Annotated in this window: 12 protein-coding genes, 1 rRNA gene and 1 pseudogene; 6 read left to right on the forward strand and 8 right to left on the reverse strand. The window is 56.8% G+C overall.

Annotation, left to right across the window (positions count from 1 at the left end; translation table 11 throughout):
* Positions 1-10: 10 nt before the first annotated feature.
* Positions 11-712: an ABC transporter ATP-binding protein gene (locus tag NBH12_RS01315; protein ID WP_003829607.1), complete on the reverse strand. Its 702-nt coding sequence runs from the start codon at positions 710-712 to the stop codon at positions 11-13.
* A 586-nt stretch (positions 713-1,298) separates the two neighbouring features.
* Between NBH12_RS01315 and NBH12_RS01320 the strand changes: the two genes are divergently transcribed.
* The gene (locus NBH12_RS01320) at positions 1,299-2,771 is read left to right on the forward strand and encodes an amino acid permease (RefSeq protein ID WP_065457035.1); all 1,473 of its coding nucleotides are present in this window, start codon (positions 1,299-1,301) and stop codon (positions 2,769-2,771) included.
* Positions 2,772-2,822: 51 nt separating this feature from the next.
* On the opposite strand, the gene NBH12_RS01325 is transcribed toward NBH12_RS01320, so the two are convergent.
* From NBH12_RS01325 to NBH12_RS01335, 3 genes are all read right to left on the reverse strand, one after another.
* Positions 2,823-3,428 carry a YesL family protein gene (locus NBH12_RS01325; protein WP_250819079.1) on the reverse strand — a complete coding sequence of 202 codons (606 nt, stop codon included), beginning with the start codon at positions 3,426-3,428 and terminating at the stop codon, positions 2,823-2,825.
* Positions 3,429-3,578: 150 nt separating this feature from the next.
* Positions 3,579-4,421 (reverse strand): carbohydrate ABC transporter permease, encoded by an 843-nt coding sequence (locus NBH12_RS01330; RefSeq protein WP_003829602.1) that lies wholly within the window; start codon positions 4,419-4,421, stop codon positions 3,579-3,581.
* Positions 4,421-5,275: a carbohydrate ABC transporter permease gene (locus NBH12_RS01335; RefSeq protein ID WP_014484409.1), complete on the reverse strand. Its 855-nt coding sequence runs from the start codon at positions 5,273-5,275 to the stop codon at positions 4,421-4,423. Before NBH12_RS01335 ends, NBH12_RS01330 begins: the two co-directional genes overlap by 1 nt.
* A 370-nt stretch (positions 5,276-5,645) precedes the next feature.
* On the opposite strand from NBH12_RS01335, the gene NBH12_RS01340 reads away from it, so the two are divergent.
* Positions 5,646-6,662, forward strand: a complete 1,017-nt coding sequence (locus tag NBH12_RS01340; RefSeq protein ID WP_250819080.1) for a LacI family DNA-binding transcriptional regulator — start codon at positions 5,646-5,648, stop codon at positions 6,660-6,662.
* Between the two features lie 207 nt (positions 6,663-6,869).
* Here the strand turns inward: NBH12_RS01340 and NBH12_RS01345 are convergent, their stop codons facing one another.
* Together NBH12_RS01345 and NBH12_RS01350 are read right to left on the reverse strand one after the other, a co-directional pair.
* On the reverse strand, positions 6,870-8,216 hold the full coding sequence (locus tag NBH12_RS01345; RefSeq protein ID WP_025222267.1) for an ABC transporter substrate-binding protein: 1,347 nt from the start codon (positions 8,214-8,216) through the stop codon (positions 6,870-6,872).
* Between the two features lie 402 nt (positions 8,217-8,618).
* Complete coding sequence (locus tag NBH12_RS01350; protein WP_003829591.1) at positions 8,619-9,332, reverse strand: histidine phosphatase family protein; 714 nt, start codon at positions 9,330-9,332, stop codon at positions 8,619-8,621.
* Positions 9,333-9,403: 71 nt separating this feature from the next.
* On the opposite strand from NBH12_RS01350, the gene NBH12_RS01355 reads away from it, so the two are divergent.
* From NBH12_RS01355 to NBH12_RS01370, 4 genes are all read left to right on the forward strand, one after another.
* Positions 9,404-9,781: a DUF4235 domain-containing protein gene (locus NBH12_RS01355; protein WP_014484412.1), complete on the forward strand. Its 378-nt coding sequence runs from the start codon at positions 9,404-9,406 to the stop codon at positions 9,779-9,781.
* 95 nt (positions 9,782-9,876) lie between these two features.
* On the forward strand, positions 9,877-10,644 hold the full coding sequence (locus NBH12_RS01360; RefSeq protein WP_250819081.1) for a nitroreductase family protein: 768 nt from the start codon (positions 9,877-9,879) through the stop codon (positions 10,642-10,644).
* Between the two features lie 166 nt (positions 10,645-10,810).
* Positions 10,811-13,558, forward strand: coding sequence for a YhgE/Pip domain-containing protein (locus tag NBH12_RS01365; RefSeq protein ID WP_077420399.1), 2,748 nt, complete (start codon positions 10,811-10,813; stop codon positions 13,556-13,558).
* Complete coding sequence (locus NBH12_RS01370; protein ID WP_250819082.1) at positions 13,555-15,894, forward strand: YhgE/Pip domain-containing protein; 2,340 nt, start codon at positions 13,555-13,557, stop codon at positions 15,892-15,894. Before NBH12_RS01365 ends, NBH12_RS01370 begins: the two co-directional genes overlap by 4 nt.
* A gap of 159 nt (positions 15,895-16,053) precedes the next feature.
* Here NBH12_RS01370 and NBH12_RS01375 read toward each other — a convergent pair.
* Positions 16,054-16,306 (reverse strand): annotated as a pseudogene (locus tag NBH12_RS01375) (hypothetical protein).
* Between the two features lie 72 nt (positions 16,307-16,378).
* Positions 16,379-16,495, reverse strand: a 5S ribosomal RNA gene (gene rrf / locus NBH12_RS01380).
* Positions 16,496-16,683: the final 188 nt, after the last annotated feature.

Below are 16,683 nucleotides of genomic sequence, written 5' to 3' on the forward strand. Positions count from 1 at the left end.
TAAGAACCGCCTACCACTCGATGTCTGCGATGGGCTGCGGCGCAGTATTGATTTCCTCGCTGGTCACGGTTCCGGAACGGAAGTGAATCACCTTGTGAGCCATCGGCGCGAGCGCGGAATTATGGGTGATGATCATCACGGTCATTCCCTCGTCGCGGCAGATATCCTGCAACAGCTGCAACACTTCCTTGCCGGTCTCGTAATCAAGGGCGCCGGTCGGCTCATCGCACAACAGCAGCTTCGGCTTCTTGGCGATTGCGCGGGCGATGGAGACGCGCTGCTGCTCGCCGCCGGACAGCTGGCCCGGGAAGTTATTCATGCGCTCCCCCAGTCCGACTTTGCGCAGCGTTTCAGCCGGGTCGAAATGGTCGGGACAAATCTGCGAGGCGAGTTCCACGTTCTCCAGGGCGGTGAGATTTGGCACCAAGTTATAGAACTGGAATACAAAGCCGACGTCGTTGCGGCGATACGTAATCAAGTCTCGCTTCCGCAAGCCCGTGATATCACGCTCGCCAACCACCACACGGCCGGAAGTCGCAGTATCCATACCGCCCAAAATATTCAATGCCGTGGTTTTACCGGCACCGGATTGCCCAAGAATCACTGTCAGCTCGCCCTGATCGGCGGTGAAACTTGCCTCATCAAGCGCGCGAATCGACGTGCCGCCAGACGGGTATTCCTTGACCACCTTGTCAAATTCGATATACGCCATCGAGCACCTCCAGCGATTTCGCCGCGGATGGCCTGCAATCGCAGCCACCAAAATCCCGTCGTAGTATCCATTGTAAAACAATGCTTTTAGCCACTCGCAGAATCCAATGGGAGTAAGAGCCCCCACTCCCACTACGTAACTGCCCAAAGCTGCGCAATGCTCCCTCAGCGAAGCACCCACCCACTCAACCGAAAAAACATCCCGTTCACGGCCCCTCAGCGAAGCAAATGTTCGAACAAATCGCGGTTTTGCCCCACTGAGAGCCCGTCAGCGAAGCAAATCCCCCACCCAATCGAAGAACCACCCCGTCCACGGACCCTCAACGGGGCAAATCTCCCAACCAAACGAAGAACCACCCCGTCCACGGACCCTCAACGGGGCAAATCTCCCAACCAAACGAAGAACCACCCCGCCCACGGACCCTCAACGGGGCAAATCTCCCAACCAACCGAAGAATCGCCCCGCTGATGCCAACTCAGCATGGTCTTCGCACGGTCTTGTGGAACCAATCGGCATACAATACCATCGTTGAGCATAATCGCTGACGGACTACACCGCCGCCCGCGGCTTACGAGAGAAGAACAACATGAGCACTACTGACGCGCCTAAGAAGCCGCGCGAAACCGACGATGTGCCGGTACCCGCGACCCTACGCAAATCATTGAAAAATCGCCATATCCAGCTAATCGCCCTCGGCGGCGCCATCGGCACCGGCCTGTTTTACGGTTCCAGCGAATCCATCGCCCTAGCCGGCCCATCGATTCTGCTGGCCTACCTCATCGGCGGCTTCGCAATCTTCATGATTGTGCGTGCACTGAGCGAAATGTCCGTCGAGGACCCTAAGGCGGGCGCATTCAGCTACTACGCCACCCGCTACTGGTCCAAGCGCGCCGGCTTCATCTCCGGCTGGAACTACTGGTTCAACTACATTCTCGTTTCAATGGTGGAACTGGCCGTAGTTGGCAGCTTTGTGAACTACTGGTTCCCGGCAATCCCGACGTGGGTCTCCGCAGCCGTGTTCCTGGTGCTCATCACCGCTGCAAATCTGCTCGGTGTTTCCAAGTTCGGTGAGTTCGAGTTCTGGTTTGCCATTATCAAGATCGTGGCCGTAATCGCCATGATTATCGGTGGCCTCGCAGTCATCATCTTTGCCCTGCCTACCGCCTCCGGCATCAAGGCAAGCTTCGCCAACTGGTTCACCGTGGGCGGTGGTTTCTTCCCGAACGGACTCATGGGCCACACTGATAATGGGTGGACCGGCCTGCTGATGGCACTGGTCGTGGTGATGTTCAGCTTCGGCGGCACCGAACTCATCGGCATCACCGCCGGCGAAACCGAAGATCCGAAGACCACGATTCCGCGTGCCACCAACGACATCATCTGGCGAATCCTCGTGTTCTACATCGGCGCTTTGGGTGTGATTATGGCCGTGGTGCCGTGGAACACCATCGATGGCAAGTCCAGCCCGTTCGTGCAGATCTTCGACTCCGTGGGCATCCACGCAGCCGCCGGAATCCTCAACTTCGTGTGCCTGACCGCCGTGATGAGCGTCTACAACTCCGGCCTGTACGCCAACTCACGCATGCTGTACTCGCTGGCCAAGCAGGGTAACGCCCCCGCATACCTCGGCAAGCTCAACTCCAAGGGCGTGCCGGTGGCCGGCGTGCTGACCTCCGCCGTGATTACCGCCATCGCCGTGGTCGTGGTGTTCGTGTGGCCTGAGTTCGCGTTCAACTATCTGATGTCGATTGCCACCATCGCCGGCATTATCAATTGGACGATGATTATGTTCACCGAGATGAAGTTCCGCAAGGTGGTGGAAGCCGGTGGCGCTCCGGAAGACTCCGACCTGGCCGGCAAGTCCGGGCAGGAGGCGCTCGACGCGATTCACTTCAAGCTGCCGTTCGCCAAGGTGACCCCATGGGTGGTGCTGGTATTCCTGGCACTGGTTGTGGTGTTGATGTGCTTCTCCGCCAGCTACCGCATCGCTGTTATCGCCGGCGTAATCTGGCTGGCCATCCTCTTCGTGGCATACCAAATCACTCAGGCAAAGAAATAATCGCCCGATGGCAATAAGAAAAGGCCGCTGTTCCTCCGCAGCGGCCTTTTCTTATTGTTGAAGATACGGCTTGAAGACGCGCTCGGTAACGGGGATGTGGAGCATCAGCATGGTGCCGTAGCCGAGGATCACCAACAGGAACAAGCCTCCGGGCATATAGAACCAACTGCCCACCAGCAACGCCACGAACACAGCGTCCACGACGACAAGCGCCGCGGTCATCGCGATATGGGAAATACCGAGAATAAAGGCGTTCTTCAGGGTACCGGCCACGGTGTTCTCAAACCGGGCCTGCAACGCGAATACCCACTCAAAGCCGATGAGCCAGATGATGGTAAGCGCGAACTTGATGATGAGCAGCGGGGTGAATTGCAGCACAATCCACGACCAGGCCAAAGCGATCAGCACCACCAGGAACGGCAGCCACAGCAATGTGGCCTTGACGAAATTAGCCTTGAATGAGCGAAAGTAGTTGGCTGTGACGCCTTTGCCCTCTCCCTCGATGGAGCGACGGCAAGCATCATGGCTGGCAGTCAGAGCCGCACCGATGGTGATAATCGGAATGGATGTGACCAGCATCAGAATATTGACCCATACGCCATCGATGAGATTGCTCCACGCGCGCATGAATTTCGAATCCGGTGCCAGCCAGTTCATCAGTTCACTCCTTGTACCGCTCGGCTCCCCTCCCTGAGGGGAGCTGTCGGCGGAAGCCAACTGAGGGGAGTAACCTGCGCTTCATCAAGGCTCCCCTCAGTCATCTACGATGGCAGCTCCCCTCAAAGAGGGGAGCCAGATTGTTGGGATTCAGCCTTTCACTGCGCCCGCCATAACTCCACTCACAATATACTTCTGGCATACCAGGTAGAAGACGATGATGGGGATGATTGCCAGAACCAGGCAGGCCATCATGGCTCCCATATCCACAGAACCGTAACCGCCCTTGAGATACTGCACAGCCACCGAAATGGTCTTGTACTTACCTAGGTCGAGCGTCAGGTATGGCAGCAGGTAGTCGTTCCAGATCCACATGGCTTCGAGGATGGCCACCGAAACAATCGACGGCTTCATAATCGGCACCACAATCTGGAAGAAGATACGCGGAACGGAAGCGCCATCAATCATGGCGGATTCCTCAAGCTCGGCCGGAATGCCCTTGATCACACCGGTGAAGATGAACACGGCCAGACCGGCGCCGAATCCGAGGTACACAATGCACAGACCCCATGGGGTATTGAGCTTCAGCATGTCAGCAATCTTGGAGAGGGTGAACATCACCATCTGGAACGGCACAATCATGTTGAACAGGAATAGAGTGTAGAGAAGCTTGGCCGCCCAGTTGTTCACGCGCACGATCCACCACGCGCACATCGAAGTACACACCAGAATCAGGATTACCGAGCCAACCGTGATCAGCAGCGTCCAACCGAACGAGGCGAAGAACTGCGTAGTCTCAACACCGCGCACATAGTTTTCGAATCCCACGAACGCCTTGCCCGCCGGCAAAGAGAACGCATTCTTGGAGATGTATGCCTTTTGCTTGAAGGAGTTGATCAACACCAGAACAATCGGGAAGATCCAGAATAGAGAGACGACGGCGAACAGGACAGTCCACAACGCGCCGTGCTTCACAGGCTTGTTCTCGTTCATCAGGCTGCCACCTCCTTGCTCGTGGTGAGCTTGTTCTGAATAAGGGCGATTACCGCAACCAGAATGAAGAACAGCACGGCCTTCGCCTGGCCGACGCCCTCCCAGCCCATACGGCCGTAGAAGGTGCGGGTGATGTTCAGCGCCAGGCCTTCAGACATATTGCTCGGCGCACCATTAGTCAATGCGAGGTTCTGATCGTACAGCTTGAAACCGTTGGTCACGGTCAGGAAGGAGCAGACCGTGATAGACGGCATCATCAACGGAATGATGATACGGAACATGGTCTGCCGTCCATTGGCACCATCCACGGCCGCCGCCTCCAGCACATCGGTGGGCAGCGCCTGCAAGCCGGCGATATAGATGATCATCATGTAACCGATTTGCTGCCAGCACACCAGAATGACCAAACCCCAGAATCCGTAGGATGCCTTATAGGTCAAGGCGCGGCCCCAGTGGGCCAGCACACCGTTCAGCAGCAGCAGCCAGATGTAGCCCAAGATAATGCCGCCGATCAGGTTCGGCATAAAGAACACCGAGCGGAACAGCGTGGAGCCCTTGATCGCCTTGGTCAGCATATAGGCGATGGCGAAAGCGATCACGTTGATCACGATGGTGGTCACGATGGTGAATGCAGTGGAGAAACCCAATGCGTGCAGGAATTCCTTGTCCTTCAGCGCCTTGGTGTAGTTCTTGAGCCCTATCCATTCGCCATCGGTGACGGTGGTGAATTCGCAGAAGCTCAAGTAGACGCCCATGATGAAGGGCACCAAAAACCCGATGATGAATGCGGCAAACGTGGGTAGCGCAAACAGCGCCCACCACCGGCGTATTGCCTTGCCCGCCATGCTGATCATGACTTTCCTCCTCCTTGAGTCCGCAACACTGCACTGCATCGTGCGCCGAGCGCGGAGTTCAACTCAATTCCAGCCCGTCAAGCAGAACACACGTTCGCGAATCCCGCCAATCAAGCCTAAGCTTCATGGTAAACACTCGACAACCATATGTCAAACGTTGTCATTTACAGCGTTTCTACATGCAACTACATCCCATCAGAGCAATTATCTTTCACTTCACAAAATAGCTAAATTCCAACGTTTCTGCATAATAATATACTATCTGCAAACGTTTGTAATACAATCGTTGTCATTGTGCAAATTGCCCAATCACCATGTACACTGGAGCCAGTTGTGTCCGCTTCGCGTTTTGCAAGGCAAAGGGGCTGTTATGACCACAAGTATCCAAGATGTCGCCCAGAAGGCCGGCGTATCCATTTCCACTGTGTCACGCTCGTTCACCAGACCGGATCTGGTCTCGACTAAAACCCGCGAGCGCGTGCTTGCCATCGCCGACGAACTCAATTTTTCCCTGTCCCGTTCGGCAGCGGCCTTGAAATCAGGCCGATCACTGCGCATCGCGGTACTGATGAGTGGTCACATTCGCCTATGGTTCACCGCTTCAGTAATTGAGGGGCTCAACGAAGTGCTGCATGCTGCGGGATACGATATTTCGGTATTCCAAATCTCCAGCATCGAGGAACGCCGCGAATTCTTTGAAATGCTGCCAGTACGCCGCAACGCGGATGCCGTTATCGTGGTGTCTTTCGACATCGACAATAACGAAATCACTCAGCTGGCCTCGGCGGATGTGCCGATCATCGGCATCAACTCGGTCGATCCTGAAGTGCGTGGGTTCACCGCCGCCGTCAACATCAACGACGTACAGGGCTCCACGCTAGCGGCTCGCCATCTGATCAACCTTGGCCACCGCGATATTGCATATATCAGCACCGACCGCGATGTGCCGCTCAACTTCTCCGTGCAAAACCGATTCGGCGCCTTCACGGAATGCTGCCGCAACGAGGGTATCGAACCGCAGGTCATCGTCTGCAAGGTGGATGATGCCGGCCGTTACCAAATCAGCGATGTGGTCACCCAACTGATGAGTCTGCCTAAGCTGCCCACTGCCATCGCCTGCCAGGAAGACGGCATTGCTCTGCCGCTCATGTTCCAGCTGGAGCGCAACGGTCTCTCCGTGCCGGGCGATGTATCGCTTATCGGCTATGACGACAGCTTCTACACCGACGACATCGGCCTGACCACGATTCGCCAGGATCCAGTAGGCATGGCCCGCAAAGCCGCGCACATGACGCTCGACCTCATCGAGGAAAAGCCCGTCGACGAACCGTACGTCGTGGCGCCAGCTCACCTTGCGGTTCGTTCCTCTACCGCCAAGATCCGCTAACCAGAACCCGCTAGTACAACAGCCGGCCAGCAACCAAACGCCAGGCAACACGGAAGGCCACCGCCCAAACGGACGGTGGCCTTCAGTGATATAGGAAAGGAGACACACAAGGTGGAGTAGGGAGGTAAGCGCGGCGCCCCGGAGAAGGAAATTGGGTAGGGCGCCGCAGATTCAGTTATCGAGGTTGATCACTGATGCCGACTGGAATCAGTGGGACGCCTCGTACTCGGAAGCCCAGCCGTCCACAAAGGCGGTCTTGACGGCGTCCCAGTTGCCGGTACCCTGAGCGTACTCGAGCAGGGCCTGACCGATCTTGTTCTTCCACTCTTCGGACGGCATCATGGTGAAGTTCCAAGAGACCTGGGTTTTACCGGACTTCTGATCCTCAACAGCGGCCTCGGTCAGCGGGTTGTCGCTCTTGACGTCATCGAAGGTCTTGAACGGCGTGGTGAAGCCCATGTCCTGAGAAAGGGCCTTCTTGCCGGTGTCGGAGGTAATCACCCAGGACAGGAAGTCCTCGGTGGCCTTCTTGTCGGCATCAGAAGCCTTGTCGTTGATGCACCAGTAGTTCTCGGAACCGGTGGCCAGACCCTGCTTCTCCTCGCCCTTGACGCCGATGTAAATCGGCATCATACCCACGGATTCGGCCTTCATGCCGGCCTTCTGCAGGTCGGTCCAAGCCCAAGTACCGTTCTGGTAGAAGGCGGCCTCGCCGAGCGCGAACTCGGAGTTGGCGTCATCGCCGGTCTTGGCGCTGAGCTGAGTGGGCTCAGTGGTGGAATCAGTGATGTACAGGTCGAAGATCTTCTTGTAGTTCGGCAGGTAGGTGCCCTTGATCTTGGCCGGCTGCTCGGTGACGTTGTCATCCTTGAACTCGTAGTAAAGCGGCAGGTTGGCCAAGTGGGTCTTGAAACGCCAGTCAGAGCTGGAGTCAAAGCCGGCGGAGGTGAATGCACCCTTGATGCCGAGCTCGTCCTTGCGGGACTGCATGTCGTCGGCAACTGCCTTCAGGGTATCGAAATTATCGATTTCGTCCATGGAAGTGGCCTTGGCTCCGTCGAGGGCGAAGTACTTGTTGAGGATGTCCTTGTTGTAGATCAGGCCGTAGGTTTCCATCACGTACGGCACACCGACAACCTTGTCGCCATCCTTGAGAGCCACATCCTGGTTGGTGAGCTCCTTGTACACATCCGTTTTGGACATGTCGGCGGTGTACTTCTTCCAGTTCTGGTAACCGACCGGGCCGTTCACCTGGAACAGGGTCGGGGCCTCGGTCTTGGCAATCTCAGACTTCAGGGTCTGCTCATAGGTGCCGGATGCCGCGGTCTGGACCTTGACCTCAACGCCCTTCTCCTTGGTGTATTCCTTGGCCAAGGCGGCCCACTGATCAGCCGCCTCCGGCTTAAAGTTCAGGTAATAGACCTTGCCCTTGGAGTCGTCGCCGGAAGTGGAGCTTCCACAAGCGGCAAGGGTTCCGAGGGACATTGCAGCGATGGCCGCCACTGCGACCGCTGACTTCACTGTACGATTCATCATCGAACCTTTCTCTTTCATCGTCGACCCGCCCGATCTCCGGTCGGCCAGAGTGCCGTTAACAGCACCCTCACGACTATCGACATAACCTATTGTGCAACGGTTCGCGCTTTTTTGCAAACGATGGCATTATCGGCGCGCCAAAAAGTGCTACAGAAGCATGTGCAGTTGACCAATTTCCCGATAAATCAGTCGGTTTCCGCCGACGGCAGCAATGCAAGCGTTGGCAACAATGAGAGCGCTAACATGCAAAATCCATACCTCATGCGCGGCCATTTACCCCGTTGCGCAGCACGCCGAAGCTATCGTTTGCAGAGGTGATGACGCACACGCCCCGTCCGCTCACGGCTCAAAACAGAACGCAGTCACTGCATTTGCGCCAAAGAAACGTCAAAACGTCAAGCCTGCCCGCTACGGCTCAGCTCAGGCATTCCACCGTTCGATGACGTTATCGCCCTTATACACGCTCAGCACCGAGTAATGCGCAGTATCCAATCGCAGCAGACGCGCGAATTGCGGATCCACGTTCAGCCATTGCGAGGTCAGGATACGCAGAATATGGGCATGCGCAACCAATAGCACGTTCCGCCCCGACTGCAGCAACGGCGTCACTTCTTCGATGGCAGTCCTGGCCCGCGCCGCGACCTCGTCCAGTGTTTCTCCAGCTCCGGAATGCACATTGACCTGCTCACCATCCGGCAAAGTATCCACCCAATCGCCCTCCAGCGTGGGGGTTAGCGAGCGCGGACCGTCACGCCACACATCCCAAGAGAACCCACTGGCTTCGCTCACCTGTTGACGGGTACGCCCTTCAGCACGGCCATAATCCCACTCGGCGATGCCGTCGAGTATGCCATGCTGTGCAAAACCTGCGAGTTCCGCGGTCTGGCATGCGCGTTTCAACGGGCTGGAGAACACACACTCAGGGTCAAAACCTTCGGGGAAGGCCTCGCGCAATCGCGCCCCCGCATCCATAGCCTGCTGCCTGCCTACCTCAGTCAGAGGGATGTTCGTTCGCCCGGTATGCTGCCCGGATTCACTCCAAAAAGTTTGACCATGTCGCAGCAATACCAAGAACCCCGCCTTGCCGCAAGATGCATCAACAGCCACAGTGCCGTCCATGTGTTGTTCGCTCATGCCTCCACTCTAGTCTGCACAGCTTGGCAACTCCACCGAACATCCCATTTTTTGCGATTAGACTGATAGTCATGAGTGATGAAACGAACACCGGTATTGCCTCTGACGCCGATCGCGTTGTCGAGGGACTGCACCGCATCGATCAGAAGGTGGACGACTTGCGCAACCAACGTCTCAACGACCCCGACTCTCTGGGCGACAAGCTCGTCAAGTCGGCAGTGCCGGCCTTGGCTGGTCTGGTTGCGGGCAAGCTGTTTCAGATAGCCTGGGACAAGGGCGCCGCGCGCCGCAATGTGATCAAAGGACTGGCTGCCGACGCACCGCAAGGCCTGGCCATGAGCTTGGCATTTGCCGCCATCTCAGCGGCATTCGGCGCAATAGTTTCGCAGTTGTCTAATCAGGGTTCTCAAGCGTTTGTCGAGCGACGCCACCGCAAGGCTTCTCGTTAAGCGCCTGAACCGCTGGCCCCAACGTCTCACTATGTATATTTCACTGTGAGACAACCAACATCCCCTATGCACGCGAGCCGTGCGACAATACAGTCATGGCTACCAATGCAACTATCGAAACCCTGCTGAATCGTCGTTCCATCCGCAAGTTCAAGGACGAGCCCATTGACGACGACGCCACTGCCACTCTGGAAACCGTCGCACAGCACGCCGCTTCCAGCCAGTTCCTCAATGACTGGTCCGCCATCCGCGTCAGTGATCCGGCAATCAAGGCCCGCCTCGCCGAAATCGGCAACCAGCCGTATATCGCCACAGCCCCGCTGCTGTACGTGTTCGTCATCGACGAGCATCGCAACGCGCGTATCGCCCAACGCAAGGGCATTGACCCGGCCTCTGACGAATTCCATCTCAAGTACAGCTATCGCTTCACTCAGGCCCAGAACGACGCCGTGCTGGCTCTGCACGCCATGGAGACCGCGGCCTACTCGCTAGGTCTCGGCGGCGTGATTCTCGGCTCGATGCTCAATGACATCCCCGCTCTGATCGATCTGCTCAACCTGCCGGAATACACCTATCCGGTGCTGGGTCTGGCTCTCGGCAAGCCTGATCAGGAGCCCACGTTGAAGCTCCGCATGCCGCGCAGCATGCAGTTCTTTGACAACACCTATCCTGCCGACGCCGATGGCATGCTCGAGCAATTGCCTGACTTCGACAACAAGGTGCACCAGTATTACGATTTGCGCCAGACCGATCGGCCCGTGGATGCGTTCAGCGATCAAATCGCCTCGGTGAGCCGTCAGGGCATCAGCGGCAAAACACTGCTGGACAAGGCTGCAGCTCAAGGTTTCCAGCTGGATAAGTAATGCGCCAGCACCATCCAGTGTCCAGAACATGCATCCGCCATTCGGACACTGGGTGGCCGTTTTTCGCCTTGCAGCTGCGCTTTATCCGATAAATCACGAGCGGCCGGAATAGACTGCATTATGGCTGGATTGGAGCGCCGAGGACAAGAGACCGAGAGGGGGCTGGATGCGCACGGTATGGCAAGTATTTCTGCGTGACTGCAAACGCATTCTCCGCAATCCCGTTGCCGCAGTGGTAACATTAGGTGTCGCAGTACTGCCTTCCCTGTATGCATGGTTCAACATCCTTGCCAACTGGGATCCTTATTCCGCCACCGGCAACCTGCAAGTCGCCGTCGCCAATGAGGACCGCGGCACCACCAATGATCTGGTTGGCCATCTCAATGCCGGCAAGCAGGTGGTCATAGAGCTCAAACATAACGACCAACTCGGCTGGCGGTTTGTGAGCAACGAAGAGCAGGCCGTACAGGGCGTGCAAACCGGCGACTACTACGCGGCGATTGTGCTGCCAAAAGACTTCAGCGCCAGCCTGGTCGATTCGTTGACCGGCACCTCCAAACAACCGAAGATCAAGTACTACGTCAACGAGAAGAAGAACGCCATTGCCCCGAAAATCACGGACACCGGTGCAACCACCATTGACGAGCAAATCAACTCCACATTCGTAACCACGGTGAGCAACACCGTTGCCGCCGCCATCTCTCAAGCGGGAGACGACCTCGACCAAGCCACCAATAGCACGCAAAACAATGTGGTCGCCGATCTCGGCAGTGTGCTCTCCACCATTGCCACGGTGCAGGACGCGCTCACGGATCTACGCACCACATTGGATCAGTCAGACACAGCTCTGGCCGACGCCCGCAGTACTACGGCCTCATTGCAGCGCAGCATCACCGCAGCGCAGCAAGCCTCCCAGCAATCCGGAGCGTTGCTGGCCGAGACACAGGACGGCTCGCAAGTATTCGCGGCCTCGCTGGTAAGCGCACTGGACACCAGCTCCGCACAACTTTCCGGACTGACGGTGAACGTCAACAATGCAGCCGGTACCATCAATCAATCCTTCAACACTGCACAAAATTCCGTCGACACTATTACCAACGCCCTGAACAGTCCGCTCGACAAAACCGCCACTTCCCTCGACACGTTGAAAGACGCATTGAATAAGGCCGGCATCAGTGCAGACACCACTGATCCGACCGGCAAGCGCATCTGGGATCACATCAACGCGATCGATGACGCCATCAGCACGCAGCAAGCGAAAATCAACACCTTTCACGAAGACACCACCCGTTTCATCGACTCCGGCAAGAGCGCCACCACCAATCTTTCCGGTGCCATGAGCGGCACCGCCACCGGCGGCATTGCGGCGTTGAACACCGCACGGAGTTCGCTGACCGGCACAGTGATGCCGTCACTTACTTCATCGCTGAACAGTTTCGCCGCGCTAAACGGCACGTTGGGCGGCACGCTGACCTCGCTCTCAGGCACTCTTGACCAGACCAATGGCCTCTTCGACCAGCTGTCCAGCACCATCGCCCAGACCAGAACCACCATAGGCAGCGCGCAGGATTCCTTGAACCAGATCATCGATGACGTATCCACCGTGCGCACCGATGTTGCCACGCTTGATAGCTCCGCCGTCTACCAGAAGATCAGGGACACGATGCACTTGGACGATAAGGGATTCGGCGAATTCATGGGTTCGCCCGTCACCCTGACCACCAAGGTCGTGTACGCCATCGATAACTATGGCTCGGCCGTCACCCCGTTCTACACGAATCTGGCGCTCTGGGTAGGCGGCTTCGTGCTCATCGCCATCTATAAGCTTGAGGTCGACCGCGAAAGCATACGCCGGATCAACGCCAAGCAGGCCTACCTCGGCCGATGGATGCTTCTGGTCACCATTGGTTTTCTGCAGGCCATCATTGCCACCGTGGGCGATTTGGTCCTCGGCATCCAGTGCGAGCACCCATTGCTGTTCATCTTGGCCGGCATATTCTGCTCGTTCATCTATATCAATATCATCTATGCGCTGGCCGTGGCATTCCGCCATATCGGTAAAGCCATCGCCGTGATTCTGGTTATTGTGCAGATTCCGGGAGCTTCTGGCCTCTACCCCATCGAAATGATGCCCGACTTCTTCCGCAAACTGCACCCGTGGCTGCCTTTCACCTACGGCATCAACGCGATGCGCGGGCCGATTGCCGGCACATACAGCAACCATTACTGGCTCGACATGCTGCACCTGTTCTGGTATCTGCCGGCAGCGCTGTTCGTAGGCCTTGTGGTGCGCCGTTATGCCATGAATCTCAACGCATTGTTCGACCGCCGCTTGGGAGACACTGATCTGATGATCACCGAGCACAACAGCATGGTCAACGAACAGGTCAGCCTCGCATCCGTGTTCCGCACGGTTTCCGACAGCAAGGAACTCAAGGCCATCATCACCCGCCGTGCACACCGGTTCTTCGCCAGATACCCAATGATGATTGTTGCCGGCTTGGCACTGCTGACTATTCTTCCGTTCGTGTTCCTCATACTGCTGTTCGTCACACAGGAAAAAATCGCGATGCTTACGTCGTGGATTCTGTCAATCATCCTTATCGACGCATACCTGATTGTGGTCGAATACACTCGCGAAAGCTACGCGATGCAACTGGGCGTCAGTGCGATGAACGCCGACGAATTCCGCGATGTGATGCTCAACGGCTATGTATGGCGCCGCTTCCGCTCCCATGGTCGGCATGAGGCAGCATCTGCGGAATCCGCTGTGGATACCGACCCGGATATCGGAGAGGTCACCGAGCAACTTACGCCGTTCGAGCGAACGGGCTCCACTGATTCATCGGATTCATCGAAATCATCGGAGTCCACCATCACCGACACAAACCCCGCACAGGGAGGTGCACGATGAAGCTCATCTGGAAGATCTTCGCACGCGATGTGCGCCAATCCACGCGCAATGTAATCGCGGTGATCGTGGCCATGGGACTGGTAATCGTACCGGCGCTGTATGCCTGGTACAACATCGCCGCCAGCTGGGATCCATACGGCAACACCAAGGCACTCAAGGTTGCCGTGGCGAACGTCGACAAGGGATATAAGTCCGGTCTCATGCCAATCACCATCAACGTTGGCGAGACCGTCACCAATACCCTGCGCGCCAATCATGACCTCGACTGGCAGTTCGTGGACAAGGACGAAGCCATCGACGGCGTGAATTCCGGCGCCTACTACGCCGCCCTCATCATCCCGAAGAGTTTTAGCGCCGACATGATGACAGTGTTCTCGCCAACCATCAAGCACGCGAAAATCGAATACTACCTCAATGAGAAAATCAACCCAATTGCACCGCATATCACCGATCAAGGCGCCAGCACGGTAGCCACCACCATTGACCAGACCTTCGTCAAGACACTCGCCAGCGTGGCACTTGATCTGGTTTCCAATGTGTCCAGCTATGCGCAAAGCCCGCAGATGGCGCAGTACGTCAACAATGCCACCAGCCATATCTCCACCATGTCCTCCAGGTTGACTGTCGCGGCTTCACAAATGGATTCCTATGCCAACCTCTTAGGGGCGGCCAACGGCATCATTGATTCGACCGACAAATTGCTGGGATCCACTGGCTCTGCCGCAAACACCGCCAAAAAGGCATTGAAGCAAACCCGCGACGGAGTGAACAGTCTGGATTCCGCATTGTCTGGCGCCGCCAGTGGCGTCGAAACCGCCCTGCAGCAGGCCGGAGCTTCATACGATACGGTCAGCAAGCAGCTTGATACCGCATTTGCCAGTATTGGCTCGCAATCCGACCAAATATCCGGCACGCTCACCGACATGCAAACCAAAGTGAACGACCAATCCGCAAGCTTCGGCGCCTACGCTTCGGCATTGCGCGAACTTGCCGGCAAGTCGTCATCACTGCCCGCCGGTGGAGATACGATTGCCAAGCAGCTCAATGCCGCAGCCGACCAAGCCACGCAGACGCAACAAGATCTCAAGAATGTCGCCGACGATTTGGGCCGTGCCGCACAGAGCCTGGTTGATGGCACAGCGGACACCGACCAAACACTCAAAGACATCAAGGCACAGATCGCCGCCGCAAAACAGTCAGTTACACAGGCCGCGAACGATTATCAAAGCACGCTGAAGCCGCAGCTCAACAATCTGACCGCATCGATGGGTGACGTCGCCGATCAGGCAAGCTCGGTTATTGATGGGCTGTCTTCCACTGTCAACAGTGTCTCCAACCTGTCCGGCGGCATATCGGCCAGCCTGAGAGACATTCAAACCACGCTCACCGACGCCGCAGGCAACCTGAACCATTCGGCAAGCAAGCTGGACGATTTATCCGCTCAGCTTTCTGATATCGCCAGCGGCAGCAGTACTGATCTGGATTCGATTACCACAGCCGATCCTAATGCCATTGCTTCGCTCTTGTCCGCTCCCGTGGCGGTAGATCGCATACCGCTGTACCCAGTGGCCAACTACGGTTCCGCGATGGCTCCGTTCTACACGATTCTGTCTATCTGGGTAGGCGCAATCATCCTGGTTGCCATGATGAAAGTCTCTGTTTCCGATCATGAGAAGGCCAAGATTCTTGGGTTCGGCAATGACCTGCCTCTTGGCTCGGAGGTCGGCTTGCGCGAGGCAATGATTGCCGGACGGGTTGCCGGCCCGGCTGCCGCATTGGACGTGTTGAAGAAGCCTCGTGCCGATTCGCCCGGTAATGCGCGGCAGTTTGGCCTGCACTTGTATCAGGAGTACTTCGGCCGATATATGCTATTTGGATTCCTGGCACTGTTGCAGGGCACACTCGTATGCCTAGGTGACATGTTCTATCTCGGCGTGCAATGCGAGCATCCCGTGCAGTTCCTGATGGTCGGATGGCTGTCCGCATTGGTCTTCTCGAATATCGTGTACACCCTTACTTTATCGTTTGGCGATATCGGCAAGGCGATTGCTGTGGTATTGCTGGTGATGCAGGTAGCAGGATCCGGCGGCACCTTCCCCATCGAGACATTGCCTTCGTTCTTCCAGGCGGCCTCGAAATGGCTATTGTTCCCCTATGCAGTGGACGCGATGCATTCGGCAATGGCCGGATCATACGGCATGGAATATTGGGCCTCCATGGGCAAGCTCGCCCTTTTCCTTGTGCCTTCGCTTCTACTTGGCCTACTGCTGCGCAGGCCGGTAATACGATTCAATGATTGGATTATTCGCAACCTCGAGAGCACCAAGGTGATGTGAGGCACCGAGGCAATTACTGCTTGGTGGCGATGTTGATTCCCGTTCCTGGACCGTGACATGTCGTTCGGTTCGAGTGGCAATTGCTATTGAGCACTACTGGACTGCGATGTTGCTTCACCGTCTTGAGAGAGATGACATACGGCTGCCGGAGAAGGAAAACTACTTCCGCCGAGGCTTATACCCTTTCTTGCGGCTATGCGGCTTAAGCTGCTGGTTCAGCGGCACATGGCGATAGCTGGATTTGCGGATCACGGTGCGTCAAATGCCAGCACCCGCAGTATTCGCAGCGGTACACCCATAGCTCGGCCCCGCGCTCAATCAGACTTTGATCGGCGGCTCGCTGGGCTTGCGCCTTGTCGTGATACATGATCTTGTTCGACGTAGCGCAACGTTTCGGGGTGAAGTAGTGCATAACGGAATATCAGTATAGTTGGAGGATAAAAAATGCCCCCGGCCGTGTGGTCGGGGGCTTCCTGTAAGTTGGATGCGGCGGCGTGCTACTCTCCCACACCCTGTCGGGTGCAGTACCATCGCCGTGCCAGGCCTTAGCTTCCGGGTTCGGAATGGGACCGGGCGTCTCACCTGGGCCATGGCCGCCGCAAATCTTCTGTTATACGGTCAGACGCTGGGGTCTGCCGGCGTGTGGCGGCCTGGGAACCGGATGGCGGACGCGATGCGTTGGTTCGTCTTGTGTTCATCCCGTGCTCATTGTCGTGGGGGATGGTTCGCAGCAGGATCGATGCGTTCCAACCGGGGTTGGATTGTTGTGTTGCCTTTCGTCCGTTAGTA

Source organism: Bifidobacterium sp. M3-N-101 (assembly GCF_023656805.1).
Lineage (GTDB): Bacteria > Actinomycetota > Actinomycetes > Actinomycetales > Bifidobacteriaceae > Bifidobacterium > Bifidobacterium breve.